Genomic DNA, 23,982 nt, shown 5'->3' with positions numbered 1-23,982 from the left:
GAGATCCAGAGGTTTGAGAGCCCCCGGCGGGCGCGGTCAGCGCAGGCAGTCGGCCACGGCCAGCGCCACCGACCCCTGGACCGACGCGGCGCTGCTGCGGACGTAATCCGCCGCATCGCCGACCGCGCGTGCGGCCGGCACCAGGGTCTCCACGACCGTGGCCGCGAAGGGCAGGGCCCGCGACGGGAGCAGCGCGTCCTCGGCCTGCTCGACGGCCTCCGCGCGCCCGGGCGCCATCGGATCGGGGTTGCTGCGCGGCGCCTCGGGGCAGCGCCGGCCGGGGGGCCGGGGCAGACCCGCCGGCCGGCGATCGCGACATGGGACGTGGCGCGGGCGGCCACGACCGGACGGGCGGGCAGGGACCCCGTCCGCACGACCGCGGCATCGAGCGGGTACAGCTCGGCGAACGCGATCACGGCGGGCAGGCGGCCCGGCGACGCGACGGCGGCGACCGGCGCGAAATCCGTGGGTCCCGGAGCGGCGGTCACACCCGCCTCGGCCCGGGCGCCGGGCTGAGCCGGCTTGGAGGTCGGGCAGTAGAGGGAGGCCACACCCAGGACCGCCACGACGGCCAGCGTCGGCAGGAAGGGCATGGACACGCGGCCGTGGGCGGCGTCCGTCAGGGCGGGCTGATCTGGCCTGCGCATCCGAATCACCGATCTCCTTGACCGCCTCGAGGCCCGCAGAGTGCGGCCAGCATTGCGGCGGAAGCTGGACCGTTTCTTTGCGCGGCGGTTGCTGGCATCCGAGAACGGGATTCCGCGGATATGTACGCCAAGACCCCCGCCGCAGGCATGGGCCTTGCTTCGTCCGCGGCGGCCCGAACCGGGCCGGCCCTTAGAAGAAGACCCGCCCCGTACCGGGCCAAGATGACCGAAACCAATCTCACCGTCGCCGTGATCGACCCGAGCCGCGCCCGCGCGGCCATCCTGGAGGAGGGCCTGCGCGCCGCCGGGATCGGGCGCGTGGTCGTGATTCCCGATACCGCCGACCTCATGGAGCGCGTGGCCGCGCTGAAGCCCGACGTCGTGGTGATCCATCTCGAGAGCCCGAGCCGGGACATCCTCGAGCAGATGTCGGGGGTCTCCCGGCAGGTCGAGCGGCCGGTGGCGATGTTCGTCGACCGCTCCGACTCGACCATGATGCAGGCCGCCGTCGACGCGGGGATCTCCGCCTACGTGGTGGACGGGCTGCGGGCCGAACGGATCAAGTCGATTCTCGACATCGCGATCCTGCGCTTCAACGCCTTCGCGCGCCTTCAGCGCGAATTGACCGAGGCGCGGAGCGAACTCGCCGACCGCAAGCTGATCGAGCGGGCCAAGGGCATCCTGATGACCATGAAGGGCCTCTCCGAGGATGAGGCGTACAAGCAGCTGCGCCGCAAGGCCATGAACGAGAAGCGCAAGATCGCCGACATCGCCCGGGCGATCGTCACCACCGCGGACCTGCTCGGATGAGGCTCCAGCTCGGCTACGTTCCGCTCTGCGATGCGGCCCCCCTGATCGTGGCCCACGAGCTGGGCTTCGCCCGGGCGGAGGGACTCGACCTCGACCTCACCGCCGAGCCCTCCTGGGCGACGCTGCGCGACCGGCTGGCGCTGGGCCATCTCGACGGCGCGCACATGCTGGCGCCGCTGGCGCTGGCGAGCCGGCTCGCCCTGTCCGGACCGCCCTCCGACCTGATCGTGCCGCTCCAGCTCAGCACCGACGGAAACGCCGTCACGCTGTCCCGCACCCTCTGGGCGGCGATGGATCCGGACAGCGAGGCCCCGCGGGACGTCGCCCGCGCCTTCGCGGGCGTGGCGGAGGCGCGGCACCGCGCCGGCAGCGCCCTCACTCTCGGCACCGTGCATCCCTTCTCGTGCCACAGCTACCAATTGCGGCTGTTCGCCGAGGCCGGCGGCCTCGACGCGGCGGCCTTCCGCACCGTCGTGGTCCCGCCTCAACACTGCGTGGAGGCCCTGTCCCGGGGACTCGTGGACGGGTTCTGCGCGGGCGCACCCTGGAACGACGTGGCGGCCGCGGCCGGCCATGGGCGGATCGCGGTCCACGGCAGCGCCCTCGCGCCGAACGCGACAGAGAAGGTGCTGGCCGTCTCCGGGCGGCTCGACGGCGCGATCCTGCCGCTGGTGCGAGCGGTCGCCCGGGCCGGTCGCTGGTGCGCGGATCCAGAGAACCGGACCGAACTGATCCATCGCCTCGCCCGCCGGACCTACCTGGACCTCGACCCGATTCTGGTCGGCCGGGCATTCCCGGGGGATCCGGACGCGTTCGCCGAGCCCGGCACGCGCATCCGCTTCGGCGAAGCGGTCGAGGAGCCGCGCGCCGCGCAGGCCCGCTGGATCCTGGAGCAGATGCGGGCGACGCAACAGATCCCCAACCAGTTCGATATCGAGGCGGCGATCGCGTCCGTCTACAGGCCCGATCTGTACCGGTCGGCGATCGCGGATTTCTGACCGCGACGACACTTCGCGCCGTTCGTCACCGGCCCACGGAATCGGCGCGAACAGTGGCGGAACGTCGGGCAGGTTCGCCCGTTGTGCTTGGGCCATGCCTGGATGCCGCAAACTCGAAACTGGATCGTTGATGTCGCATCCGCGCGGGCGGGTCGAGCTTCGACGCTACGTGACCCGGGGCAGCAAGGTGCCCCGCGCCTGCAACGACAATCGTCGGGCCGGCGCACATCACGCCTGGTATTGGGTCCTGGCCGCCGGCGCGATGCCGACGCTGGGGCTTCTGGCGATGCTGTCGACCCTGCTGTAGCGGACCATCATGGTCCGGGGATGGGGGAGACGGCTGCGGGCGCCGCCCACACGGCGTCTGTGATCTGCGAAAAGTCCCTCATGCTTTTGGCATTGAAGATAAACATGCGTCGCAACTGCGGCTGCAATTGATAAAATTGCCGGACAGACTGTAAGACACGCAGCGGTGTCGCACACCATCTCGCGCCTCTGTCCTGATCGACTGCGCGCTCGGCCCGATCATCTGCGCGCATCCTGACTACTCTTGAAGTCCAGCGTTCGCGACCGACCGGCCGGGTCCCACCTGACCGCTTTTGCGACGGGGCGCACAGTTTTTGTGCAGCACCGCAGCGACCGCTCCGCTGCCCCGCCGAGCCCTTCAGACCCTCCGATCCCGAGCACCCCGCACCTTTCATAGGCCGCGCGGCGATTGGCATGGAACCTGCCTGCCTCTCTTCGTCCGTCAACGGCGACGGACAGCGCCGTCAGCGAGGCCGCTGATCCGGTTCTCCCTGAGGCTGAAGCCTGCCGGGAGACGACCGGCAGCGGCTTTTTCGTGGGCGGTCCGCCAACGACCCTGCAATCGAGGTTCCAGACGCGATCGAGCGATGGCGACATCCCCCAAGGACACACGCGGACACGACGCGGGCGCCGGGAACGGCCCGCCACGCGAGAGGCTGGTTGTCGTCGGCAACGGCATGGCCTCGCTGCGCTTCCTAGAGCGGCTGACCGAGGCCGCGCCCGGCCGCTACGACATCACCTGCATCGGTGCCGAGCCCACGGCCGCCTACAACCGGGTTCTGCTCTCCTCGCTGCTCGGCGGCGAGGTCGACGAGGCGGCCTGCGCGTTCCGGGGCCTCGACTGGTACGCGGATCACGGCATCCGCCTGATCACCGGCGCGCCGGTGACGCAGATCGATCGGGAGAACGGGCTCGTCATCGTGGGCGAGACCCACGTCGTGCCCTTCGACAGGCTGGTCCTCGCGGTCGGCTCCCTGCCGATCCGCCTGCCGAAGCCCGGCATGGACCTTCCGGGCGTCATCACCTTCCGCGACCTCGCCGACGTGGCGGCGATCCGCCGGGCCGCCGTCCAGCACGCCCGCGCCATCGTTATCGGCGGCGGCTTGCTGGGCCTCGAGGCGGCGGTCGGGCTCGCGCGCCTCGGCGTCGAGACCACGCTGCTCCACGTCATGGACCGCCTGATGGAGCGTCAGCTCGACCACCACGCCGCCGGGCTGGTGAAGCAAGCCATGGAATCCCGCGGCGTCCGGGTGATGCTCCAGGCCGACACCGTGCGGGTGGAGGGCGCGGGGCGGGTCGAGAGCCTGGTCCTGGCCGACGGCACCGCGCTCCCGGCGGACCTCGTGGTGATGTCGGTGGGCGTGCGCCCCTCGGTGGCGCTGGCGCAGGCGGCCGGGCTGGCCACCGGCCGGGGCATCACGGTGGATGACCGGATGACCACCTCGGACCCGCGGATCTTCGCGCTCGGCGAGTGCGCGGAGCACCGCGGCCAGATCTACGGCCTGGTTGAGCCCGCCTACGAGCACGCCGACACGCTCGCCCGCCACCTCGCCGGTGAGCCGGCCGAGTACCGGGGCACGGCCCTGTCCACGAGCCTGAAGGTGTCGGGCCTGCCGGTCTTCTCGGCCGGGATCGTGGACACGCCCGACGATGCCGAGGCGATCGTGCTCTCCGATCCCGGCGCCGGCCTCTACCGCAAGCTGCTGGTGCGCGGCGGCCGGCTGATCGGCGCGGTGTTCGTCGGCGACATCGCCGAGCAGGGCGCCTGCAAGGGGCTGATCCGCTCCGGCGACCCGATCGAGAACGTGGACGACTTGATGTTCGGGCGCCCCGCGCCCGAGCCCCTGGCTGCTTGAGGAGGCGCGGATGTCCGAGACCACCACCCACACCGCCGCGGGCGCGTTCGAGGCCGAGCAGAAGCGCTACCTCGAGGGTTTCGCCTCCGGCATCGCCGCCGTCCGCCTGACCGGCGGCCTCGCCGCGGGCGGGGCGGGGGCGGCCGCGCCGCCGGCCGAGCCGACGGGCCCGGACGCGATCCACATCAAGGCGCAGGACCGGACCGTCAAGGACGGCGGCAAGCTCTGCGACCAGGAGAAATGGAAGCGCGCCGAGAACCCGTTCGACGGCCACAACCGCCTCATCCAGGAGGCCGCCGCCGGCAAGCAGCCGAAGCCCGAGGACAATTTCCGCTGGCGCTACCACGGGATGTTCTGGGTGGCACCGAACCAGGTCTCGTACATGTGCCGGCTGCGGATCCCGAACGGGATCCTGCACCACTGGCAGTTCGCGGGCGTCGCCGACCTCGCCGACCAGCACGGCGGCGGCTACGTCCACGTGACCACCCGGGCGAACCTGCAGGTGCGGGAGATCGATCCCGAGCACGCCCAGCCCTTCCTCGACGGGCTCACCGATATCGGTCTCACGGCCCGGGGGGCGGGCGCCGACAACATCCGCAACGTCACCGGCTCCTCGACCGCCGGCATCGACGTCCAGGAGCTTCTGGACACGCGCCCGCTCGCCAAGTCCTGGCACAACTGGATCCTGAACGACCGCTCGCTCTACGGCCTGCCGCGCAAGTTCAACGTCGCCTTCGACGGCAGCGGCGCGATGCCGACGCTCGAGGAGACCAACGACATCGGCTTCCAGGCCGTGGAAGTGCTGGACGGCGCCGCCGTGCCGCCCGGCATCTACATGCGCCTCGTGCTCGGCGGCATCTCGGGCCACCGGGACCTCGCCCGCGACACCGGCATCGTGCTGAAGCCGGAGGACTGCAACGCCGTCGCCGACGCGATCATCCGGGTGTTCATCGAGAACGGCGACCGGACGAACCGCAACAAGAGCCGGATGAAGTACGTCCTCGACGCCTGGGGCTTCGACAAGTACCTCGCGGCCGTCGAGGACAAGCTCGGCCGCAAACTCGACCGGGTCGCCCCGGAGCACGTCGCGCCGCGGAAGGCCACCGACCGGTTCGCCCATGTCGGCGTCCACGCCCAGAAACAGCCCGGCCTCAACTGGATCGGCGTGGTCCTGCCGGTCGGCAAGATGACCAGCGATCAGGTCCGGGCACTGGCCAAGATCGCCGCCGAGTGCGGCGACGGCCAGATCCGCCTGACCGTCTGGCAGAACTTCATCTTCTCCGGGGTTCCGGACGCGAAGGTCGCCGAGGTTGAGCAGCGGGTGCTCGATCTCGGCCTCACCACCAAGGCGGCGGGCATCCGCTCCGGTCTCGTGGCCTGCACGGGGGCGAAGGGCTGCAAGTTCGCAGCCTCCGACACCAAGGGCCACGCGCTGATCATCGCCGACCACGTCGAGACGGCCCTGCCGAACCTCGACGTGCCGGTGAACGTCCACCTCACCGGCTGCCATCACAGCTGCGCCCAGCACTACATCGGCGATATCGGGCTGATCGGCGCCAAGGTCGTCGTCTCGGAGGAGGGCGACACCGTCGAGGGCTACGACGTCGTGGTCGGCGGCGGTTTCGCCGAGAACCCGAAGATCGGCACCGAGATCTGGAAGGCCGTGAAGGCCGAGGATGCGCCCGCCCGCGTCGAGGCGCTGCTGCGCGCCTACCTCGCCCTCCGCCAGGGCCCCGAGGAGAGCTTCCAGGCCTTCACCAGCCGCACCGGCGCGGAGGCGCTCCGCGACGCCGCCGAGGACCAGCCCGCCCTGAAGGCCGCCGCATGACCCAGCACGTCTCGCCCCCCCTCGTCCTGATCCCCGAGACCGCGCCCTTCAACGAGGACCAGCGCGCCTGGCTCTCGGGCTACTTCGCGGCGCTCCTCGGCCCGTCCGTCGCGGGCGCCACCGCGCTGGCGCCGGGTGACGCGCCGGCGACCGGCCCGAAGCTTGCCGACAACGACGACGCCCCCTGGCACGACCCGTCCGTGCCGATCGGCGACCGGATGGAGATGGCCAAGGACCGTCCGGAGCCGCAGAAGCTGATGGCCGCCATGGCCCAGCAGGACTGCGGCCAGTGCGGCTACAACTGCGCCGACTACGCCAACGCGATCTTCCTGAAGAACGAGGCGCGCCTGAACCTTTGCCAGCCTGGCGGCAAAGAGACCCTGCGCATGCTCAAGAAGCTGGACGAGGAGTTCGGCGCCGCCGGAGGTGCCCCCGCCGCGCCGAAGGCGGAGGACGACGCCTCGAAGGCGGCGGCCGACCTGGGGCCGCTCGGCTATTGCCGCGAGAACCCGGTCGAGGCGCTGTTCCTGTCCCGCCGCCGCCTCAACGATCCGGGCGGCGAGAAGGAGACGTGGCACGTCGAGATCGGGCTGGACGGCACACCGATCCAGTACGAGGTCGGCGACTCCCTCGGCCTGTTCCCCGCCAACGCCCCGGCGCTGGTGGACGCAGTGATCGCGGAGCTCGGGGCCCGGCCCGAGCGGGTGATCGGCGAGAAGACCCTGCGCGAACACCTGCTGATCAACTACGCGCTGGGGGCCGCGCCCGACAACCTTTACCAGCTCCTGTCGCTGCTCACCTCGGGCGCGGCCCGCAAGAAGGCGCAGGCGCTCGCCTCCGGCGAGGATCCGGACGGCGACGCTGCCTATCTCGACGTGCTCGGCGCGCTCCACAAGTTCCCGGGCGCGCGGCCCGACGCCGAGGTCTTCCTGGAGGCCTTGGACGAGCTGCAGCCGCGGCTCTACTCGATCTCGTCCTCGCCCAAGATGGATGTCGGCCGCGTGTCGCTGACCGTGGACGCGGTGCGCTACAACCACCGCTCGCGGCTGCGGCTGGGTGTGGCCTCGACGCATCTCGGTGAGCGCCTTCCGGAGCAGACCAAGGTGAAGGTCTACCTCCAGAAGGCGCACGGCTTCGGCCTGCCGGCCGACCTGTCGAAGGACGTGATCATGTGCGGCCCCGGCACCGGCATCGCGCCGTTCCGGGCCTTCCTGCGCGAGCGCGCCGCCACGCGGGCGCCGGGCCGCAACTGGCTGTTCTACGGCCACCAGCGGCAGGCCTCGGACTTCTTCTACAAGGACGAGCTGAACAGCCTGAAGGACGACAAGGTGCTGACCCGCCTGTCCCTGGCCTGGTCGCGCGACGGCAAGGAGAAGACCTACGTCCAGGACCGGATGCGCGAGAACGGCGCCGAGCTGTGGAAGTGGCTGGAGGGCGGCGCGCATTTCTACGTCTGCGGCGACGCCAAGCGCATGGCCAAGGACGTCGAGCGGGCGATCATCGACGTGGCGGCGCAGTACGGCGGCAAGAGCCCCGAGGACGCGGTTGCCTACCTCGCGGCGCTCAAGAAGGCCGGCCGGTACCAGGCCGACGTGTACTGAGCGTCCAGAACCCTCCCCTCTGCGGGGGAGGGCGCGCCGCGGATGCGGGGCGGGAGCGGGGAAGCGGCGGCGCGAAGCTTGCTCCTGCCCGGAACGACCCTTCGAGGATTCGAGCCATGACTCAGCCAGTGGCGGCGCCGACGGTGCGGACCACCTGCCCCTATTGCGGGGTCGGGTGCGGCGTGCTCGCGACCCCGGACGGGCAGGGCGGCGCGACCATCGCGGGCGATGCCGAGCATCCGGCCAATTTCGGCCGCCTGTGCTCGAAGGGCTCGGCTCTGGGCGAGACCCTGTCGCTGGAGAACCGCCTGCTCCACCCGCAGGTCGACGGCGCGCGGGTCTCGTGGGACGCGGCCCTCGACACGGTGACGGCGAAACTCCGCGCGGTCGCCGCGGAGCACGGGCCGGACGCCATCGCCTTCTACCTGTCGGGCCAGCTCCTCACCGAGGATTACTACGTCGCCAACAAGCTCGCGAAGGGCTTCATCGGCACGCCGCACGTGGACACCAACTCGCGGCTGTGCATGTCGAGCGCGGTCGCGGCCCACCGGCGGGCCTTCGGCTCCGACACGGTGCCGGGCTGCTACGAGGATCTCGACGAGGCCGACCTGATCGTGCTGGTCGGCTCCAACACCGCATGGTGCCACCCGATCCTGTTCCGCCGCATGGCCGACGCCAAGGAGCGCCGCGGCACCAAGTTCGTGGTCATCGACCCCCGCCGGACCCAGACCGCGCAGGAATCCGACCTGTTCCTCGGCATCCGGCCGGGCACCGACACCGCCCTGTTCTCGGGCCTGCTGGTCTACCTGTCCGACAACGGTTTCCGCGATCGCGCCTTCGTCGATGCCCACACTGCCGGCCTCGACACCGCCCTCGACCGCGCCCGCCAGATCGCGCCGGATCTCGCGGCTGTCGCCGCCGCCACCGGCGTGCCGGAGGCCGACATCGCGGCCTTCTACGCCCTGTTCGCCGGCACCCGCCGGGTGGTCACGGCCTTCTCGCAGGGGGTGAACCAGTCGGCGCAGGGCACCGACAAGGGCAACAGCATCATCAACTGCCACCTCATCACCGGCCGCATCGGCGAGACCGGGATGGGGCCGTTCTCGCTCACCGGCCAGCCCAACGCCATGGGCGGGCGCGAAGTCGGGGGGCTGGCCAACATGCTGGCCGCCCACATGCACTTCACCCCCGAGGAGGTGGACCGGGTGCGCCGCTACTGGGGCGCGCCGCGGATCATCACCGGCGAGGGCATGAAGGCGGTGGCGCTGTTCGAGGCGATCGCCCGGGGCAAGATCAAGGCCCTCTGGGTGATGGGCACGAACCCGCTGGTCTCGATGCCCCGGGCCGACATGATCCGGGAGGCGCTCGCAGGGCTCGACCTCTACGTGGTGTCCGAGGCGGTGGCGGATTCCGACACCGCCCGCGGCCTGGGCAAGACCACCGTGCTGCTGCCCGCCCAGGCCTGGGGTGAGAAGGACGGCACGGTGACCAACTCCGAGCGGCGGATCTCGCGCCAGCGCCGCTTCCTGAACAGCCCTGGCGAGGCGCGGCCGGACTGGGCGGCGCTGTCAGAGGTCGGCCGCCGCCTCGGCCACGGCCGGGCCTTCGCGTTCGACTCCGCGGCCGCGATCTTCCGCGAGCATGCCGGGCTCTCGGCCTACGAGAACAACGGCACCCGCGACTTCGACCTCGGCGCGCTCGCGGACATCAGCGACGCCGCCTACGACGCGACCCTGCCGGTGCAGTGGCCGATCCCGAAGCGCTCCGGTTTCCGGGGCGCCCCGCAGGGCAAGGCACGGCTGTTCGGCGACGGCCGGTTCTACACCTTCGACCGACGCGCCCGCTTCGTGGCGGTGCAGCCGCCGGCCCTCGCGCTGGCGGCCTCGGCGGCGTTCCCCTTCATGCTCAACACCGGCCGGGTCCGCGACCACTGGCACACGATGACGCGCACCGGGAAGAGCCAGCGCCTCTCGGCGCACCGGGCCGTCCCGTTCGTCGAGGTCCATCCGGACGACGCCGCGGCCCACGGCCTCGCGGATGGCGGCATCGCCCGGCTGACGACCGCGCACGGCGCGGCAGAGCTGGAGGTGACGGTCACCGACACGGTGGTGCCGGGCAGCCTGTTCATGCCGATGCACTGGGGCGGCGCCTTCGCGTCCCAGGCCCGGGTCGGCGCGCTGGTGCGCGGCATGCCGGACCCGGTCTCGGGCCAGCCCGAACTCAAAGCGACCCCGGCGGCGATCGCGCCCGTCGGCTACCGCGCCCGCGGCTTCCTGCTGACGCGCCGGCAGGTGGCGATGCCCGAGGGTTGGTGGTGGGCGCGCGCCGCGATCACCGGCGGCTGGGGCGCGCAGTTCGCCACCGCCGACAGCTCCCGGGCGGTGGCGCTGATGGTGCGCGGGCTGATCCAGAGCGAGGCGCTGTCGGGCTGCGAGCTGGCGGAATATGCCGACCACGCCCGCGACCGCTACCGCTGCGCGGTCTACGACGGCGACCGCCTCGTCGCCTGCCTCGCCTACGCGCCCGCCGGGGAACGGCCGGATTGGGAGGCCGCCAAGGCCCTGTTCGCCACCGAGGCGCCCGACGCCGCCGCGCGGCGGGCGCTGCTCTCGGGCCGCGCGGCGACCGCCTCGGCGGGGCCGGTGGTCTGCGCCTGCCACGGCGTCGGCGCCGACGTGATCGCCAGCGCCATCGCCGGAGGTGCCGGCTCCGCGGAGGCGGTAGGTGCCGCCTGCAAGGCCGGCACGAATTGCGGCTCGTGCATACCGGAGATCCGCAAGATGCTGGCCGGGCAGACCGCCCGCGCCGCCTGATTATCTGATACACTCTCGGTGAGGATGGATCGGCTTCTCCTGTCAGATCACCTCATCCTGAGGTGCCCGCTTCGGCGGGCCTCGAAGGAGGGCTCCAGGTATCGCGCGGCCGACTGGAGCCCTCCTTCGAGGCCTCCGCAACGCTCCGGCGCTCCGGGATGAGGGGGCGGACGGGATCGGCCGGAGCAGGACGCTTCAGGACAGGCCCGTGACCGACACTCCCCTGCGCGCGGCCCGCGCGCCCCGCGAGACCAAGGCGGCCGGCCTGGAGCCGCTGGCGGTGCTGCCCGTCTTCGTGCCCCTGCGCGGCAAGCGCGTGGTGCTGGCCGGCTCCTCCGGCGGCGCCCCCTGGAAGGTGAAGGTGCTGGCCGCGGCCGGCGCCCATGTCGACGTCTACGCGCCCGAGCCCAGCGAGGAGCTGCGCGCGGTGCCGGGCGAGATCGTCGACGGGCAGGTGGTGCTGCACGAGCGCGCCTGGAGCCCGGACGATCTCTGGGGCGCGGCCTTCTGCATCGGCGCGATGGAGGACGAGGCCGAGTGCGTCGCCTTCGTGGCGGCGGCCCGCGGCGCCGGCGCCATCGTCAACGCGGTCGACCGGCCGCACCTCTGCGACGTGAAGTTCGGCGCCATCGTCAACCGCTCGCCGCTCGTCGTGGGCATCTCGACCGAGGGCGCCGCCCCGGTCTTCGGCCAGACCGTGCGGGCCCGGATCGAGGCGATGCTGCCCCGCGGGTTCGCCCGCTGGATGGGCGCCGCCCGCGACTGGCGGGACGGCGTCACGGCGCGCTTCCACGGGTTCGCCGAGCGCCGGGCCTTCTGGGAGCGCTTCACCGACCGCGCCTTCGCGGAACCCGACCGGGCGCCGTCGGAACAGGATCTCGCCGAGCTGCTCGGCGAGACCGAGACCGCCCCGAAGGGCGGCGCCGTGACGCTGGTCGGGGCCGGACCCGGCGACGCGGAGCTCCTCACCCTCAAGGCGCTGCGGGCGCTGCGCAACGCCGACATGATCCTGTACGACGACCTCGTCGCCCCCGAGATCCTGGACTACGCCCGCCGCGAGGCCCGCACCATGCTGGTGGGCAAGACCGGCCACGGCCCGTCCTGCCGCCAGGACGACATCAACGCGCTGATGGTGCAGCTCGCCCGCTCCGGCAAGCAGGTGGTGCGGCTGAAATCCGGCGACCCGCTGGTCTTCGGCCGGGCCGGCGAGGAGATCGAGGCCTGCCGCGCCGCCGGCATTCCGGTGACGGTGGTGCCCGGAGTCTCGGCCGCGCAGGGCGCCGCGGCGGCTCTCGGCGTGTCGCTGACCCACCGCGACGCCGCGCGCCGCCTCCAGTTCGTCACCGGCCACGACCGCCGCGGGGCGCTGCCCGACGACCTGAACTGGGGCGCGCTGGCCGATCCCAGCGTCACGACCGTGGTCTACATGCCCAAGCGCACCTTGCGGGCGCTGCTCGCCCGGGCGGTCGCGGAGGGGCTGGCGCCCGCGACGCCGGCGCTCCTCGTCTTCAACGCCACGCGCCCGAACCAGACGGCCCTGCGCGGCACGGCCGCCGACCTCGCCGACCGGGTCGAGGCGGCGGGGCTCGACGGGCCGGCGCTGCTGATGGTGGGCGAGGCCTTCTCGGAGATGCGGGGCGCGCTTCCGGCCCAGGCGGAGCAGGATCGCGTGGCGGTCTGAGGCTGATCTCGCCGAAGGCCACCCGCTCCGCCATCAGCGAGCGGAGTGACATGTGTCGAGGCAGCGCGCCATCGGCAGGCGTTGTGCCCGCCAGGATCGATGAGCACCGCTCGCGAGGACGGCTACGCCGAGATCATCGGCCGGTTCCGGGCTCAGGTCTCGCCGGCCACGAAGGCGCGCATCAGATAGTTGGCGATCGCCATGGGCGGGGGCGCCTGGATTCCCTCGGGATGCGTACCGTCCAGCATCGCGGCGACGGCCGCGCGGTCGAACCAGCGCGCATCCTCCAGCTCGGCCGGATCGGTCACGATGGCCTCGTCGAGGCCCTCGGCGGCGCAGCCGAGCATGAGCGAGGACGGGAACGGCCAGGGCTGCGAGGTGCGGTAGGTGACCGCGCCGACACGGATCCGCGTCTCCTCGAACACCTCGCGGCGGACCGCGTCCTCGATCGTCTCGCCGGGCTCCAGGAAGCCCGCGAGGCAGGAATACATCTGCGGCCGAAAGTGCGGTCCGCGGCCGAGCAGGCAGCTGTCGCCCCGGCGCACCAGCATGATCACGACCGGGTCGACCCGGGGGAAGTGGTGGGCGCTGCAGCTCGGGCACTCGCGGCGGAAGCCGCCGGCCTTCGCCACGGTGGCGGTGCCGCAATTGGCGCAGAAGCCGTGGCGGGCATGCCAGTCGAGCATCGACTTGGCGACGGCCAGGAGGCCGAGCTCCTCGGCCTCCACGGCGGATTCGGTGGCGATCGACCGCAGGTCGAGGGTGCGGGTCGGCGCCTCGGCGAAGCGCTCCGCGGCCTCGGCGGGCGCGGCCGCGGCGAAGACGGGCTGCCCGTCCCGGTGCCCGAGGAAGATGCGCGTCCCGCCCGCGTGGCCCGCCGCCTCCGCGGGGGCGATCAGCGCCGTCTGTCCGCGCAGCACGATCCGGTCACCGCAGATCAGGACGAGCCGGGCTTCGGGGGTATCGAAGGCGGGCACCGCCTCCTCGGGCTGCTCGGCGGAGTGGCGGTCGAGGCGGTTGCGGACGAAGCCGAGAATGTCGCGGGGTTCGGTCATGCCAGGGTCAGGCCGCGGAGAAGAGGGCGCCCGCGCGCTCCAGAAGCTGGGCGCGGGCGTGGATCGGGTAGGGCTTGCGAGTCTCGAACCCCCAGACCGGGCCCGGCCAAGCGGGATCCGACCGGAAGCGTCCGACGACGTGGATATGAAGCTGCTGCACCACGTTGCCGAGGGCGCCGACATTCACCTTGTCGGGCTTGGACAGGGCCTGCATCACCCCCGTGGCGAGGTGGATCTCCCGCCAGAGCGCGGCGGAATCGGCCTCGGACAGGTCGGTGATCTCGCACAGGTCCGGGCGGCGCGGCACCAGGATGAGCCACGGGAACCGGGCATCGTCCATCAGCAGCACGCGGCACAGGGCGAGGTCGCCCACTTCGGCGGTGTCGGCCGAGAGGCGCGGGTCGAGGGTGAAGGCAGACTCGGTCATCGCCGACGGATGTAGCGCAGCTTCCGCGTCGGCGCGCGGGTTTGCTGCGCCGTCGGTGACGCAGCGCCCCGGCCGAGCGGCTCAGAGCCCCGGCACGACGCCCTGGCGACCCACCGCGATCGTCCCCGCCACGAGCCCGCCGTCGTCGCCGGAGCGCGCGAAAATCGTCACGGCGGCACCGGGCTGAAGCATCGCCTTCTCGCCCGGCGAGAGCTGCGTCACCGGCGTGCCGTCGGGAATCGCGAAGGAGGAGTGGCCGCCGTTGTAGGCGACCGTCAGTTGCATAGGCGCGCCCCGCTGCAGGTCCGCGACCCAGCCGGCGGTGAGGCGCGCACCCTGCGCGGTGTCCCAGGGCTGGCTGCCCGCCTCGAACCCGCGCTCGGAGGGCGAGTACAGCGTCACCGCGCTGGCCTGCCGCGGCTCGGAATCGGACGCGCCGAGGATGCTGACGTAGCTCTCCGGCTTGATCGCCCGGAGGCTGGCGCCGTTGACCGCGTAGATCCGGGTGCGGGGGCTCATCCGCACCGACAGGGTGCTGCCGCTGGCGCGGCGGATGTCCAGACGCTCCGAATCGGCCCGGACCACGGTGCCGCGGAACCGGACCGTCGTCGGCTCCCCCCGGGCGGCGGGGATGGCTGCGATCGCCAGAAGGCCGGCGAGGAAGAGGCGTCTCACGGGGCTCGTCACGGGGCTCCTTTCCAGGCGGCGCACCATCCGATTGCGAGGGCCGAACGCCAAGGACCGGCGCCGGTTCCCGGCGCGGTCCCGGATGATATCGGCCCGGGCCGTGCGCCGTTCAATGCGCCATCAGCACGGGCATGTCGGCGTAGGCCAGGACGTGGCTGGTGACGCCCCCGAAGATCATCTGGCGCAGGCGGCTCTGGGTGTAGGCGCCCTTGATCAGCAGGTCGCAGCCGAAGGCCTTCGCCTCCGCCAGGAAGGTCTCGCCGGGAACCCGCCTCCCGGCCGGCAGGGCCCGGTGCGACGCGTCCACGCCCTCGCAGGCCAGCGCCTGCGCGAGGTCCTGGGCGGTCGGGCCCGGCACCATGCCGCCCTCGACGCTGAGCACGAGCACCCGCTCGGCCCGCCGCAGGAACGGCATCGCGAAAGCCACCGCCCGGGCGGTCTCGGTCGAGCCGTTCCAGGCGATGACCACCGCCTCGCCGAGGCTGGTCGGTGCCGTGGGCGGCGCCAGCAGGATCGGACGGCCGCTCTCGAACAGGGCCGTCTCGAAGGTGGTCATGCGCGGTGCGTTGTCGGTCGTGCCGGGGCGCCCGACCACTGTGGCCGAGAACAGCCGCGCGTACTGGCCCAGGAACGCGTCCCCGGTGGGCACGTCCTGCCGCCAGCGGTAGCGCGGGCCGGCATCCGGCACGCGGTCGGGGATGCAGAGCCCGTCGCGGGCGTGCCGCGGGATGCCGGCGGCGTCCATGAAGGCGATGAAGCGGCCGCCCGCCTCCTCGGCCTCGGCCCGGTCGGCCTCCTCGTCGCGCAGCCACGTCATGCCGCCGACCATGTCGACGGGCACGTACTCGGCGAGCGCCGGGCGCAGGGACACGCCCTCGATCAGACTGCCGAAGCGGGTGGCCGCCAGCCGTGTCGTCTCGAAGACGGAGGGCAGGGCGTCGTGCATCGCGACGGGTACGAGCAGGGTCTTCATGGTGGTCTCCTCCTCGGGCATGCGAGGCTAATCCGCCCGGCCGCCCGGTGGAACCGGGGCCGACGCGGCGCGCACACGGTTTTGCGGGGCGCCCGGATCGAGCCGCCTCCGGAGCGCCCGGGTCAGGGGCCGCTCGACGCAGCGGTGGACCACCAGTGCGGCCGCGATGCCGCCCGCGAGCATCAGCGCCATGCTGCCCCAGGGATGCAGGGTGGGGGCCAGGCCGAGCCGCAGCACTCCCTCGCGCACGAGGCGCAGCGCGAAGGGATGCACGAGGTAGAGGGCGTAGGACGCGTCACCGAGCGCGACCAGCCCGCGCGCCGGGGACGGCAGGCGCGCGACCTGGGCGGCGTCGCGGGTCGGACCGAGGGCCGACGCCACCAGCAGGACGGCCGGCCCACCGACGAGGAGCGGGCGCAGGATCCCGTCGGCCTCGCCGAGACCCGCGAGCACGCGCGCGGCCAGGATCAGCCCGAGCACGCCCAGAACCGCGAGCGCCGCCCGCACGGGGAGAGCCGGCCGGAACCCCGCGCGCCAGGCGAGAGCGAGGCCGGCGCCGGCGGCGAATTCGAGCACGACCGGATCCGACCAGAAGCGGAGCGGCACCGGCAGGCCCGGCACGAGCGCTCCGACCGCCACGCTGCCGGCCAGGATTCCGCACAGCCAGGCGACGGCGCCGCGCCGGCCGAGGCCGAGGCAAGCGGCGAAGAGGACGTAGAAGAACGCCTCGTAGTTCAGGGTCCAGCCGAGGCCGTAGAGCGGCTGCACGGTGCCGTCCGGACGGGCCGCCGGCCAGAACAGGAAGCTCGCGACGAGGGCGAGGGGATCGCGCACCAGCGCGGCCGCCGCCCCGAGGAGATCCGGCCGCGCGAGCGCCAGGGCGAGGTAGAGCAGGCTCACCAGCCAGTAGAGCGGAACCACCCGGGCGACCCGGTGGGCGAGGAAGCGGGCGCGCCCGCCCGGCCGGACGGCGAGCCGCGCGCCGGCATGGACGATGACGAAGCCGGAGATCACGAAGAACAGATCGACCCCGCCCCACCAGGGCAGGAGCGTCGCGGGATCGAGCGCCGGGCCGGCGCCGCGGTCTGCCAGAAGCCCCGCCTCGTTCCGCGCGTGATGCCACGCCACCATGAGGGCGGCGACGGCGCGCAGGATCTGGATGGCGACGAAGATCACGGGGTGCGCACCCGCGCCGACCAGCGCTCGGCGCCCGTGATACGGCGGCGGAAACTGGAACCGGTCCTTCGTAGGAGCGCGATCGCCCCCCCTTCGAGGTCACCGGACCGGCGGCCCGAGCGCGGGATCAGGTCCGCCCGGGAACCGCAGTGTCCGGAACGAAAACGGCAGGAACCATAAGCCGATAACCTCGTTGACGGACCAATTCGCGAACGCGCCGTTGCCGACTCGTCTGCCAAGGCGTCCGTGCTGCGCATGCGGTGTCCTTCCGCGGTTCGCGTGCCCATTTCGAAAAGAGGTCCCGATGCTGAAGAACTACGCTGCCGCGTCCGCGCTCGTCCTGGCGCTGTCGACCCCGGCCATGGCTCAGAGCGCCCACGACTTCCGCATGCAGTCGATGCAGGCGAATGCCTTCGAGATCCAGTCCTCCCAGATCGCCCTGTCCAAGTCGCGCAACCCGCGGGTCCGCTCCTACGCCCAGGAAGTCCTCCGTGACCACCGCGCCGCCAACGTAGCCCTGGCCGGCGGCCAGATGAACGGCGTCGCCGGCGATCCGGGCCTCGGCGGCCTGGTCACCGCGCCGATCGCGGTGGCGGGGAGCGCCGTGGGCGCCGGCGTCGGCGCGGCGACCGGCGTGGTCGGCGGCACCCTGGCNCTGCAAACTCGGGGCGGGCACACGAGATCTACGGGTTCACCTTCGTCGGCGCTTGACAGATCGAGCGAGGCCACTGCCAAATACGCTTGAGGGTAGCAAAAAGCTGACGTGCTCGCACGAGTGAGGCAGTTTGCAGAGACACCCTAGCCGCTGGACTCCCCGCCCTGGAGCACGGTGCGCCCGATTAGCATAACTATCACAACGGACTCTGGCTGCTCCAAGCCACCTCTCGGCCACGGCGACGTGGACGTGGACGTCTTGCACGCATTGTCCAGCCCGCTTATGGAGAGCAACCGATCGCTGGCATAGCGCACCAAACAGAACCACTGCCTCCACGATCGTCCCGCCGAACCCCGAGCAGCAGGCGATGCTGGCCCAATTGTCGGCCGCTCCGGCGGGGGCGCGCTTCGACCGCCTGTACGCCTCGCAGCAGATCCAGGCCCATCAGATGTCCATCGCGATGACCCAGGCCTACGCCCAGGGCGGCCCGAACCCGGCCCTGCGCAACTACGCCCAGCAGGCCCTGCCGGCCCTGCAGATGCACCTGCAGCAGGCGGAGCGCCTCCCGGGCGCCATGTAAGGCGGACCGGTCTCGGCGGCCCGGCACCGGCCGGGCCGAACGGAAGGCGGCGGGCGCGAGCCCGCCGCCTTTTCTCGTAGCGACGGGTCTGCCGCGGTCGGGGACGGCCGCAGGCCCGACACGGCAGACGACGCGCAGGACGCACGCAGATGGACCGCCTGTGCGCGTGCCGGCGATCCGGTCCGGATCCGGGACCGGATGACCGGTCCCGGATCTCAGCCTTCGCGCGCCGCGCTCACTCGCACGCGATGGCCGCGACGGAGCGGACCGCCTGACCGGTCGTGTCGATCGGCGGCTTGAACTCGCCGGACTGCGGATCGCGCACCAGCAGGGAGCCGCTGGCCACGCCGAAATGCGCGCCGTGGATCTCGAGGCTGCCGTCGTCGACCCTCTCCTTCACGAACGGGAAGGTCAGCAGGTTCTCCATGCTCTGGACCACAACGGCGTGTTCCAGCTTGGTGAGGTAGTCCGGCGCGCCGGGATCGCCGGCCTTGTCCTCGGCCTGACCCACGAGCGAGACCCACTTGCCGATGAAGTCGCCGGGCGAGAGCGGCTTGGCCTTGTTGGCGTAGGCCTTGATGCCGCCGCAGGTGGCGTGCCCGAGGATGACGATGTGCTTCACCTCCAGGGCCTGGACGGCGAATTCCAGGGCCGCCGAGGTGCCGTGGTACTGGCCGTCCGGCTGGTAGACCGGCACGAGGTTGGCGACGTTGCGGATCGTGAAGAGCTCGCCCGGGCCGGCATTGAAGATCGCGCTCGGCGAGACCCGGCTGTCGCAGCAGCTGATGACCAGGATCTCCGGATTCTGCGTGGAGGCGAGCTGCGCGAAGCGCCGCCGCTCGGTCGGGAAACGATCGAGGAGAAAGGACCGGTAGCCTTCGGTCAGGTAGACGGGGAACATAAATTCGTCTCCAGTTAGACAATTCCGCGACTGCGGCAGTGAACTCAAAGTTCTCGCCAAGCAAGAACGCGCGGCTGGGCCGGAATAGTCCCGCGGGCGAGATCGGCCGCGAGATCGGCGAGCCCCGCCGGCTCGACGTGCTCGCCGCTGGCGCGCAACTCGTCGATCGGCCACCAGCGCGTCCCGATCAGGGGATTGTCCTCGGTCTCGGCGAGGCGGCTCGTGTCGACCCGGTCGTCGGGCAGGCGGACGAGGAAGTAGCGCTCGCGGGCGTCCCGCGCCTGTCGGAACAGGTGGAACGGGCCGTCGCAGGCGGCGACCTGCGGGCCGATCGCGACGTCGCCGCGGCCGATCTCCTCCTCGAGCTCCCGGCGGCAGGCGGTGACGTGGTCCTCGCCGGGCTCCAGGCCACCGCCGGGCATGAACCAGAAACGGAGCGGCGCGCCGTCCGGCCCTCTGGCATGAACCGACGTGTAGGCGATGAGCAGGATCCGATCCTGCGGATCGAGGACGATCGCGCGGGCGATGTGACGGACGGGCAGGGGGGTCGCGGCGCTCATGCAGCCAGAGCTAGAGCGCGCCCCGGGAACGGACACCGCTCGCGCGCCCCCCGGCGTGCATTACAGCACGTTGGGACGGGCGTCGCGGCCCGCTCATCGCCTGCGCGGCGTTTGCTCAGGACGGCGGGCGCGGCGCCGGCGCCCAGATCACCGCGGGAAGCCCGAAGGCGTCCCGCTCCGGCGGATCCGGCAGCGGCACGGCCCGTCCGAGGCGGATGTCGCGGGCGACCACCAGGGCGGCCAGAGCGTCGAGATGGTCGTCCTCCGGAACGCCCTGGGTCCGGGACCGGATCAGCGCGTCCGGCAGGCCCGCCGCCGCGAGGAGGGCCCGCCGGAGGTCCAGCCCCTCCCGCGCGCGCTTGCCCTTCTTGGGCAGGCCGAGCGGCCGTCCGCCGTTGAGGGTGTGGAAGGCCACCTCGGGATGGACCTCGTGGACCCGCGCGCGCGCCTCCGGGCGCTCCCGCAGGAGCGTGTCGACCGCCCGGACGTAGCGGAAGATGTTGTAGCCCTGGATCGAGGGCGACCGTGACGGTCAGGAGCTTGACGTCGTCCCAGTCGGCGATGGCCTCGGTGCGGTCGGCCAGGAACGGGGCGATCTGCGCCACCGCGGCCCGGAAGGCCGGCAGGCCCTTCGCCCGGAGCGCCGCGTCGCCGCCCTTCGGCACCACGTAGGCGCATTGCCACGCCCGAGCCGGGCGCGGGCCGCCCGGTCGGCGGCGCGGCCGCCGCCGGTGATCCGCTCGGGCAGCCCGATCGGCACGTCGATCCCGACGATGCCGGGCCGCTCGGGCGCGTCGAGCAGCGCGGCGAGGTCCGGGAACAGGGCGCAGCGATGCCGGTCCGGATCGTCTAGGTCGAGGAGCGCGCCCGCCCAGGCGCCGCGGCAGCCGTCCAGTCCGGCGATCCAGCGCGCCATCCGATCCTCCCTCGCGCTCCGCGGCCGGCCTCCTTGCCGGTGTTCTTGCCGGCGTTCTTGCCGGGATGCGCGCGGAAAGCTATCCGCGTCGCCGCAGGCCGCCGCCGGCCCGGGAGAAGCGTGATGAGCGAGATCCGTCCCCGTCGCAGCGTCCTGGCGATGCCGGGCTCCAACGCCCGGGCGCTGGAGAAGGCGCGGTCGCTCCCCGCCGACGTGATCCTGATCGACCTCGAGGACGGCACCGCCCCCGGCGTGAAAGCGGCGGCCCGCGCGCAGGTCGCGGCCGCGGTGGCGGCGCGCGGCTTCGGGCCGCGCGAGGTCGTGGTCCGCATCAACCCGCCCGAGACCGAAGACGGCGAGGCGGACCTCGTGGCGCTCGCGCCGGCCGCGCCGGACGCGATTCTGGTGCCTAAGGTCCGCACCTCCGACACGCTGATCGCGGTCGGGTCCCGCCTGCGCCGGCTCGGCGCACCGCTGGCGACGCGGGTTTGGGCGATGATCGAGACGCCCATGGCGGTGGTGAACGCCGCCGAGATCGCCGGCGCGGCCCGGGACGTGGACGGGCGGCTCGCCGCCCTGGTGATCGGCCCGAACGACCTCCTGAAGGCCTCTCGGATCCGGCCGCCGGGACGGGCCGCGCTGATGCCCTGGCTGATGCATGTCCTGGCCGCCGCCCGGGCCTACGAGATCGAGGCGATCGACGGCGTCTTCACCGACCTCAACGACCCGGCCGGGTTCGAGACCGAGTGCACGCAGGGCCGCGACCTGGGCTTCGACGGCAAGATGCTGATCCACCCGAACCAGATCGGCCCGGCCAACGCCGCTTTCGGGCCGGATGCCGAGGAGATCGCGCAGGCGCGCCGGCTGATGGGCGTCTTCGACGCGCCGGAGAACCGCGAGCGCGGCGTCGTCGCGGTGGACGGCAAGATGGTCGAGCGCCTCCACGTCGAGGCCGCCCGGCGCACGCTCGCCATGGCCGAGGCGATCGTGCGGCTCTCCGCGTGAGCGACCTGCCGGAGGTCGGCCTGCGGCTGCTCGACCCGCGGCTGCCGGGCTGGGGCTTCCCCCGCTGGGGCTCGTCGGCCGCGGCCGGACTCGACCTGCACGCCTGCCTCGACGCGCCGCTGATCCTGCCGCCCCAGGGCAAGCCGACCTTGATCCCGGCCGGCTTCAGCGTGCTGATCCGCGACCCGGCCTGGTGCGGCCTGATCTTCCCCCGCTCGGGCCGCGGGCACCGCGAGGGCTTGGTGCTCGGCAACGGCACCGGCGTGATCGACGCGGATTACGAGGGTCCGCTGATGGTCTCGGCCTGGAACCGGGACGCGGCCGAGCCGGTCCGGATCGAGCCGGGCGAGCGGATCGCCCAGCTCGTCTTCACGCGGATCGCGCGGCCGTCGCTGACCGTGCTGGAGGGCACGCCCGGCCCCGGCTCGGAGCGGGGCGCAGGCGGGTTCGGGTCGAGCGGGCGCTAAACAGCCCCTCAGTCCAGCGTCTTGCCGAGCCGGCCGGCCAGGTCCTGGATGAACTGGAACGCGGTCCGGCCCGAGCGCGAGCCGCGGGTGGTGGCCCATTCCAGGGACTCGGCGCGCAGCTGATCCGGCGGCACGGCGAGGCCGTAGCGGTCGGCGTAGGCGCGGATCATCGCCAGGTACTCGTCCTGGCTGCACTTGTGGAAGCCGAGCCACAGGCCAAACCTGTCCGAGAGCGAGACCTTCTCCTCCACGGCCTCGCCGGGGTTGATCGCGGTCGAGCGTTCGTTCTCCACCATGTCGCGGGCGAGGAGGTGGCGCCGGTTCGAGGTGGCGTAGAACAGCACGTTCCCCGGACGCCCCTCGATGCCGCCGTCGAGCGCCGTCTTGAGCGACTTGTACGAGGTGTCGTCGGCATCGAAGGAGAGGTCGTCGCAGTAGACGAGCCAGCGGTGCGGGTCCGGCCGCAGCAGGGCCATCAGGTCTGGCAGCGCCTCGATGTCCTCGCGGTGGATCTCCACGAGCTTCATCGGCAGGCTGCCGGCGGGCCGCCGGGCGTTGATCTCGGCGTGGGCCGCCTTGACCAGCGAGGACTTGCCCATGCCGCGGGCGCCCCACAGCAGGGCGTTGTTGGCCGGCAGGCCGCGGGCGAAGCGCTCGGTGTTCTCCACCAGGGTGTCGCGCGCCCGGTCGATGCCGGTGAGCAGGCCCATCTCCACCCGGGCGACCTGCGGCACCGGGGTCAGCCGGCGCTCGGGCCCCCACAGGAAGGCGTCGGCGGCGCTCGGGTTGAAGGCCGGCGGGGCGGCGGGCGCGGCCCGCTCCAGCGCGGTGGCGATGCGCTCCAGGAGCGGCATCAGGGTGTCGAGGGTCGCGGGGCTCGTCATCGGATCGGGGGGTTCGCGTGCGGGTCGGTCGGCCGGCCGGTTCTACGGGGAAGATCCGGGGAAATCATCTGAATCCGGACGCATGGCGCGGTCCTCCCGAACGGGAACCGGGATCGAGCGTTGGTATACCCGGCAGGTCGCGCCGACACGTCCGCCGGGGAGCATCGATGGAAGCCGAACCGACGATCCGGATCACCCAGGTCGCGGATTACGTCTTCACCGTCGATTTCAGCGCCGCCCTGCCGGCGCTCCGCACCGACGAGGCGCCGCCGATCGGCGGCGGGACCGGGCCGTTCCCCGAGCAGCTCCTGATCTCCGGGGTCGCGAACTGCCTCTGCGCCAGCCTCGTCTTCGCCCTTGGCAAGTTCCGCCAGGATGCGCGCGGCGTCGCGGCCGAGGCGTCCTGCCGGGTGGAGCGCAACGCCGAGGGGCGGCTGCGCGTCACCGGGATCGGCGTCCACATCCAGCTCGGGGCCGCCGCCGCCGACATGCCGCGGATCGACCGGGTGCTGGAGCAGTTCGAGCGGTTCTGCACCGTCTCGGAGAGCGTGAAGGCCGGGATCCCGGTCGCCGTCTCGGTGGCCGACCGCGACGGCACGCGCCTGAAATGACCGGCGCGCCGGGGACAAATCGGCCGCCCGGCGCATTGCCACACCATCAACCGGCCGCCGAAGCCGGACGAGGAGACGCCATGACGGATCACACGCGAGAGCCCGCCCGCGCCCCCGAGGACCTGGCCGCCCTGTTCAACCGACGCGCCAACGCCGGCGATGTCGAGGGCCTCGTCGCCCTCTACGAGCCCGACGCGGTGCTGGCGGCGGGCCGCGTCGTCGCCACGGGCCACGCCGAGATCCGGACCTTCTACGCCGACCTGCTGGCGCGCAAATCCGACTTCCCGGCGCCGGAGACGCCGCCGCCCCTGCGCAACGGCGGGCTGGCCATGACCTTCGCGCGGCTGCCCAACGGCGCGTTCTCGGTGGAGGTCGCCCGCGAGCAGCCGGACGGGACGTGGCTCTGGGCGATCGACCAGCTCAAGCTCGCGCCGCCGAAGGGCTGACGGCCGGCTCGGGCGCTCCCGCGCGCTTGTCCCACCGGACGCGATGCGGCAAAGCGGGGCCCGCGCGCTCGACGCCGCGCAGAAGACCCGAGCCGACTC

22 protein-coding genes and 2 pseudogenes are annotated in these 23,982 nt (G+C 72.5%); 14 read left to right on the top strand and 10 right to left on the bottom strand.

All coding sequences use genetic code 11. From position 1 onward, the window contains the following. Window positions 1–36: 36 nt before the first annotated feature. Window positions 37–237 (bottom strand): hypothetical protein, encoded by a 201-nt coding sequence (locus tag MOTC310_RS04355; protein WP_331300904.1) that lies wholly within the window; start codon window positions 235–237, stop codon window positions 37–39. Between the two features lie 632 nt (window positions 238–869). Here MOTC310_RS04355 and MOTC310_RS04350 point away from each other — a divergent pair. The 8 genes from MOTC310_RS04350 (at window position 870) to cysG (ending at window position 12,540) form a co-directional block, all read left to right on the top strand. After that, window positions 870–1,457: an ANTAR domain-containing response regulator gene (locus tag MOTC310_RS04350; RefSeq protein ID WP_012319270.1), complete on the top strand. Its 588-nt coding sequence runs from the start codon at window positions 870–872 to the stop codon at window positions 1,455–1,457. Continuing rightward, the gene (locus tag MOTC310_RS04345; protein WP_331300903.1) at window positions 1,454–2,455 is read left to right on the top strand and encodes a CmpA/NrtA family ABC transporter substrate-binding protein; all 1,002 of its coding nucleotides are present in this window, start codon (window positions 1,454–1,456) and stop codon (window positions 2,453–2,455) included. The genes MOTC310_RS04350 and MOTC310_RS04345 overlap by 4 nt, the downstream gene beginning before the upstream one ends. Before the next feature lie 127 nt (window positions 2,456–2,582). Beyond that, on the top strand, window positions 2,583–2,762 hold the full coding sequence (locus tag MOTC310_RS04340) for a hypothetical protein (RefSeq protein ID WP_331300902.1): 180 nt from the start codon (window positions 2,583–2,585) through the stop codon (window positions 2,760–2,762). 586 nt (window positions 2,763–3,348) lie between these two features. Next, the gene (locus tag MOTC310_RS04335; protein WP_331300901.1) at window positions 3,349–4,617 is read left to right on the top strand and encodes an NAD(P)/FAD-dependent oxidoreductase; all 1,269 of its coding nucleotides are present in this window, start codon (window positions 3,349–3,351) and stop codon (window positions 4,615–4,617) included. A gap of 10 nt (window positions 4,618–4,627) precedes the next feature. Continuing rightward, window positions 4,628–6,445, top strand: a complete 1,818-nt coding sequence (locus tag MOTC310_RS04330; protein ID WP_331300900.1) for a NirA family protein — start codon at window positions 4,628–4,630, stop codon at window positions 6,443–6,445. Continuing rightward, entirely contained in the window at window positions 6,442–8,046 is a 1,605-nt protein-coding gene (locus tag MOTC310_RS04325; protein ID WP_331300899.1) for a sulfite reductase subunit alpha, read from the top strand. Before MOTC310_RS04330 ends, MOTC310_RS04325 begins: the two co-directional genes overlap by 4 nt. Before the next feature lie 116 nt (window positions 8,047–8,162). Then, on the top strand, window positions 8,163–10,859 hold the full coding sequence (locus MOTC310_RS04320) for a nitrate reductase (RefSeq protein WP_331300898.1): 2,697 nt from the start codon (window positions 8,163–8,165) through the stop codon (window positions 10,857–10,859). Between the two features lie 208 nt (window positions 10,860–11,067). Next, complete coding sequence (cysG, locus tag MOTC310_RS04315; RefSeq protein WP_331300897.1) at window positions 11,068–12,540, top strand: siroheme synthase CysG; 1,473 nt, start codon at window positions 11,068–11,070, stop codon at window positions 12,538–12,540. Between the two features lie 152 nt (window positions 12,541–12,692). On the opposite strand, the gene nudC is transcribed toward cysG, so the two are convergent. The 5 genes from nudC to MOTC310_RS04290 all read right to left on the bottom strand — a co-directional run bounded on the left by nudC (window position 12,693) and on the right by MOTC310_RS04290 (window position 16,858). After that, window positions 12,693–13,595 carry an NAD(+) diphosphatase gene (nudC, locus tag MOTC310_RS04310; protein ID WP_331289834.1) on the bottom strand — a complete coding sequence of 301 codons (903 nt, stop codon included), beginning with the start codon at window positions 13,593–13,595 and terminating at the stop codon, window positions 12,693–12,695. Window positions 13,596–13,602: 7 nt separating this feature from the next. Beyond that, entirely contained in the window at window positions 13,603–14,022 is a 420-nt protein-coding gene (locus MOTC310_RS04305) for an HIT domain-containing protein (protein ID WP_331289833.1), read from the bottom strand. An 81-nt stretch (window positions 14,023–14,103) separates the two neighbouring features. Next, entirely contained in the window at window positions 14,104–14,697 is a 594-nt protein-coding gene (locus MOTC310_RS04300; protein WP_331289832.1) for a hypothetical protein, read from the bottom strand. Window positions 14,698–14,818: 121 nt separating this feature from the next. After that, on the bottom strand, window positions 14,819–15,682 hold the full coding sequence (locus MOTC310_RS04295) for a universal stress protein (RefSeq protein WP_331290286.1): 864 nt from the start codon (window positions 15,680–15,682) through the stop codon (window positions 14,819–14,821). Between the two features lie 27 nt (window positions 15,683–15,709). Continuing rightward, window positions 15,710–16,858, bottom strand: a complete 1,149-nt coding sequence (locus tag MOTC310_RS04290) for an acyltransferase family protein (protein ID WP_331300896.1) — start codon at window positions 16,856–16,858, stop codon at window positions 15,710–15,712. 304 nt (window positions 16,859–17,162) lie between these two features. Between MOTC310_RS04290 and MOTC310_RS04285 the strand changes: the two genes are divergently transcribed. Both MOTC310_RS04285 and MOTC310_RS04280 read left to right on the top strand, forming a co-directional pair. Continuing rightward, the gene (locus MOTC310_RS04285) at window positions 17,163–17,603 is read left to right on the top strand and encodes a DUF4142 domain-containing protein (protein WP_419539854.1); all 441 of its coding nucleotides are present in this window, start codon (window positions 17,163–17,165) and stop codon (window positions 17,601–17,603) included. A gap of 232 nt (window positions 17,604–17,835) precedes the next feature. After that, window positions 17,836–18,093: pseudogene (locus MOTC310_RS04280) on the top strand (DUF4142 domain-containing protein); the annotation flags it as partial. Window positions 18,094–18,328: 235 nt separating this feature from the next. On the opposite strand, the gene MOTC310_RS04275 reads toward MOTC310_RS04280, so the two are convergent. From MOTC310_RS04275 to MOTC310_RS04265, 3 genes and pseudogenes are all read right to left on the bottom strand, one after another. After that, on the bottom strand, window positions 18,329–18,994 hold the full coding sequence (locus MOTC310_RS04275; protein WP_331300895.1) for a carbonic anhydrase: 666 nt from the start codon (window positions 18,992–18,994) through the stop codon (window positions 18,329–18,331). Window positions 18,995–19,038: 44 nt separating this feature from the next. Then, on the bottom strand, window positions 19,039–19,554 hold the full coding sequence (locus tag MOTC310_RS04270; RefSeq protein ID WP_091979129.1) for an NUDIX hydrolase: 516 nt from the start codon (window positions 19,552–19,554) through the stop codon (window positions 19,039–19,041). Between the two features lie 115 nt (window positions 19,555–19,669). Beyond that, window positions 19,670–20,470 (bottom strand): annotated as a pseudogene (locus MOTC310_RS04265) (DUF429 domain-containing protein). 123 nt (window positions 20,471–20,593) lie between these two features. Here MOTC310_RS04265 and MOTC310_RS04260 point away from each other — a divergent pair. Then, window positions 20,594–21,475 carry an HpcH/HpaI aldolase/citrate lyase family protein gene (locus MOTC310_RS04260; protein WP_331300894.1) on the top strand — a complete coding sequence of 294 codons (882 nt, stop codon included), beginning with the start codon at window positions 20,594–20,596 and terminating at the stop codon, window positions 21,473–21,475. Then, entirely contained in the window at window positions 21,472–21,942 is a 471-nt protein-coding gene (gene dut, locus MOTC310_RS04255; protein WP_331289829.1) for a dUTP diphosphatase, read from the top strand. Before MOTC310_RS04260 ends, dut begins: the two co-directional genes overlap by 4 nt. Window positions 21,943–21,950: 8 nt before the next feature. Here dut and MOTC310_RS04250 read toward each other — a convergent pair whose 3' ends face one another. Continuing rightward, the gene (locus MOTC310_RS04250) at window positions 21,951–22,826 is read right to left on the bottom strand and encodes an ATP-binding protein (RefSeq protein WP_331300893.1); all 876 of its coding nucleotides are present in this window, start codon (window positions 22,824–22,826) and stop codon (window positions 21,951–21,953) included. 167 nt (window positions 22,827–22,993) lie between these two features. Between MOTC310_RS04250 and MOTC310_RS04245 the strand changes: the two genes are divergently transcribed. Together MOTC310_RS04245 and MOTC310_RS04240 are read left to right on the top strand one after the other, a co-directional pair. After that, the gene (locus MOTC310_RS04245; RefSeq protein ID WP_091979120.1) at window positions 22,994–23,437 is read left to right on the top strand and encodes an OsmC family protein; all 444 of its coding nucleotides are present in this window, start codon (window positions 22,994–22,996) and stop codon (window positions 23,435–23,437) included. Window positions 23,438–23,517: 80 nt separating this feature from the next. Next, a complete protein-coding gene (locus tag MOTC310_RS04240) occupies window positions 23,518–23,883 on the top strand; it encodes a YybH family protein (protein WP_331300892.1) in 366 nt (121 codons plus the stop codon). Window positions 23,884–23,982: the final 99 nt, after the last annotated feature.

Source organism: Methylobacterium oryzae, assembly GCF_036441375.1.
Classification (GTDB): Bacteria; Pseudomonadota; Alphaproteobacteria; order Rhizobiales; family Beijerinckiaceae; genus Methylobacterium; species Methylobacterium oryzae_A.
This window is presented reverse-complemented; position numbering and strand designations above follow the sequence as displayed.

What these genes read in the sequence shown, in the direction of transcription:
- MOTC310_RS04350 (WP_012319270.1), top strand. Translation starts at nt 870, where the DNA reads ATGACCGAAACCAATCTCACCGTCGCCGTGATCGACCCGAGCCGCGCC.
- MOTC310_RS04260 (WP_331300894.1), top strand. Translation starts at nt 20,594, where the DNA reads ATGAGCGAGATCCGTCCCCGTCGCAGCGTCCTGGCGATGCCGGGCTCC.
- MOTC310_RS04250 (WP_331300893.1), bottom strand. Translation starts at nt 22,826, where the DNA reads ATGACGAGCCCCGCGACCCTCGACACCCTGATGCCGCTCCTGGAGCGC.
- MOTC310_RS04325 (WP_331300899.1), top strand. Translation starts at nt 6,442, where the DNA reads ATGACCCAGCACGTCTCGCCCCCCCTCGTCCTGATCCCCGAGACCGCG.
- MOTC310_RS04345 (WP_331300903.1), top strand. Translation starts at nt 1,454, where the DNA reads ATGAGGCTCCAGCTCGGCTACGTTCCGCTCTGCGATGCGGCCCCCCTG.
- nudC (WP_331289834.1), bottom strand. Translation starts at nt 13,595, where the DNA reads ATGACCGAACCCCGCGACATTCTCGGCTTCGTCCGCAACCGCCTCGAC.
- MOTC310_RS04295 (WP_331290286.1), bottom strand. Translation starts at nt 15,682, where the DNA reads ATGAAGACCCTGCTCGTACCCGTCGCGATGCACGACGCCCTGCCCTCC.
- MOTC310_RS04240 (WP_331300892.1), top strand. Translation starts at nt 23,518, where the DNA reads ATGACGGATCACACGCGAGAGCCCGCCCGCGCCCCCGAGGACCTGGCC.
- MOTC310_RS04245 (WP_091979120.1), top strand. Translation starts at nt 22,994, where the DNA reads ATGGAAGCCGAACCGACGATCCGGATCACCCAGGTCGCGGATTACGTC.
- MOTC310_RS04320 (WP_331300898.1), top strand. Translation starts at nt 8,163, where the DNA reads ATGACTCAGCCAGTGGCGGCGCCGACGGTGCGGACCACCTGCCCCTAT.
- MOTC310_RS04355 (WP_331300904.1), bottom strand. Translation starts at nt 237, where the DNA reads ATGGCGCCCGGGCGCGCGGAGGCCGTCGAGCAGGCCGAGGACGCGCTG.
- MOTC310_RS04335 (WP_331300901.1), top strand. Translation starts at nt 3,349, where the DNA reads ATGGCGACATCCCCCAAGGACACACGCGGACACGACGCGGGCGCCGGG.
- MOTC310_RS04305 (WP_331289833.1), bottom strand. Translation starts at nt 14,022, where the DNA reads ATGACCGAGTCTGCCTTCACCCTCGACCCGCGCCTCTCGGCCGACACC.
- MOTC310_RS04270 (WP_091979129.1), bottom strand. Translation starts at nt 19,554, where the DNA reads ATGAGCGCCGCGACCCCCCTGCCCGTCCGTCACATCGCCCGCGCGATC.
- MOTC310_RS04275 (WP_331300895.1), bottom strand. Translation starts at nt 18,994, where the DNA reads ATGTTCCCCGTCTACCTGACCGAAGGCTACCGGTCCTTTCTCCTCGAT.
- MOTC310_RS04330 (WP_331300900.1), top strand. Translation starts at nt 4,628, where the DNA reads ATGTCCGAGACCACCACCCACACCGCCGCGGGCGCGTTCGAGGCCGAG.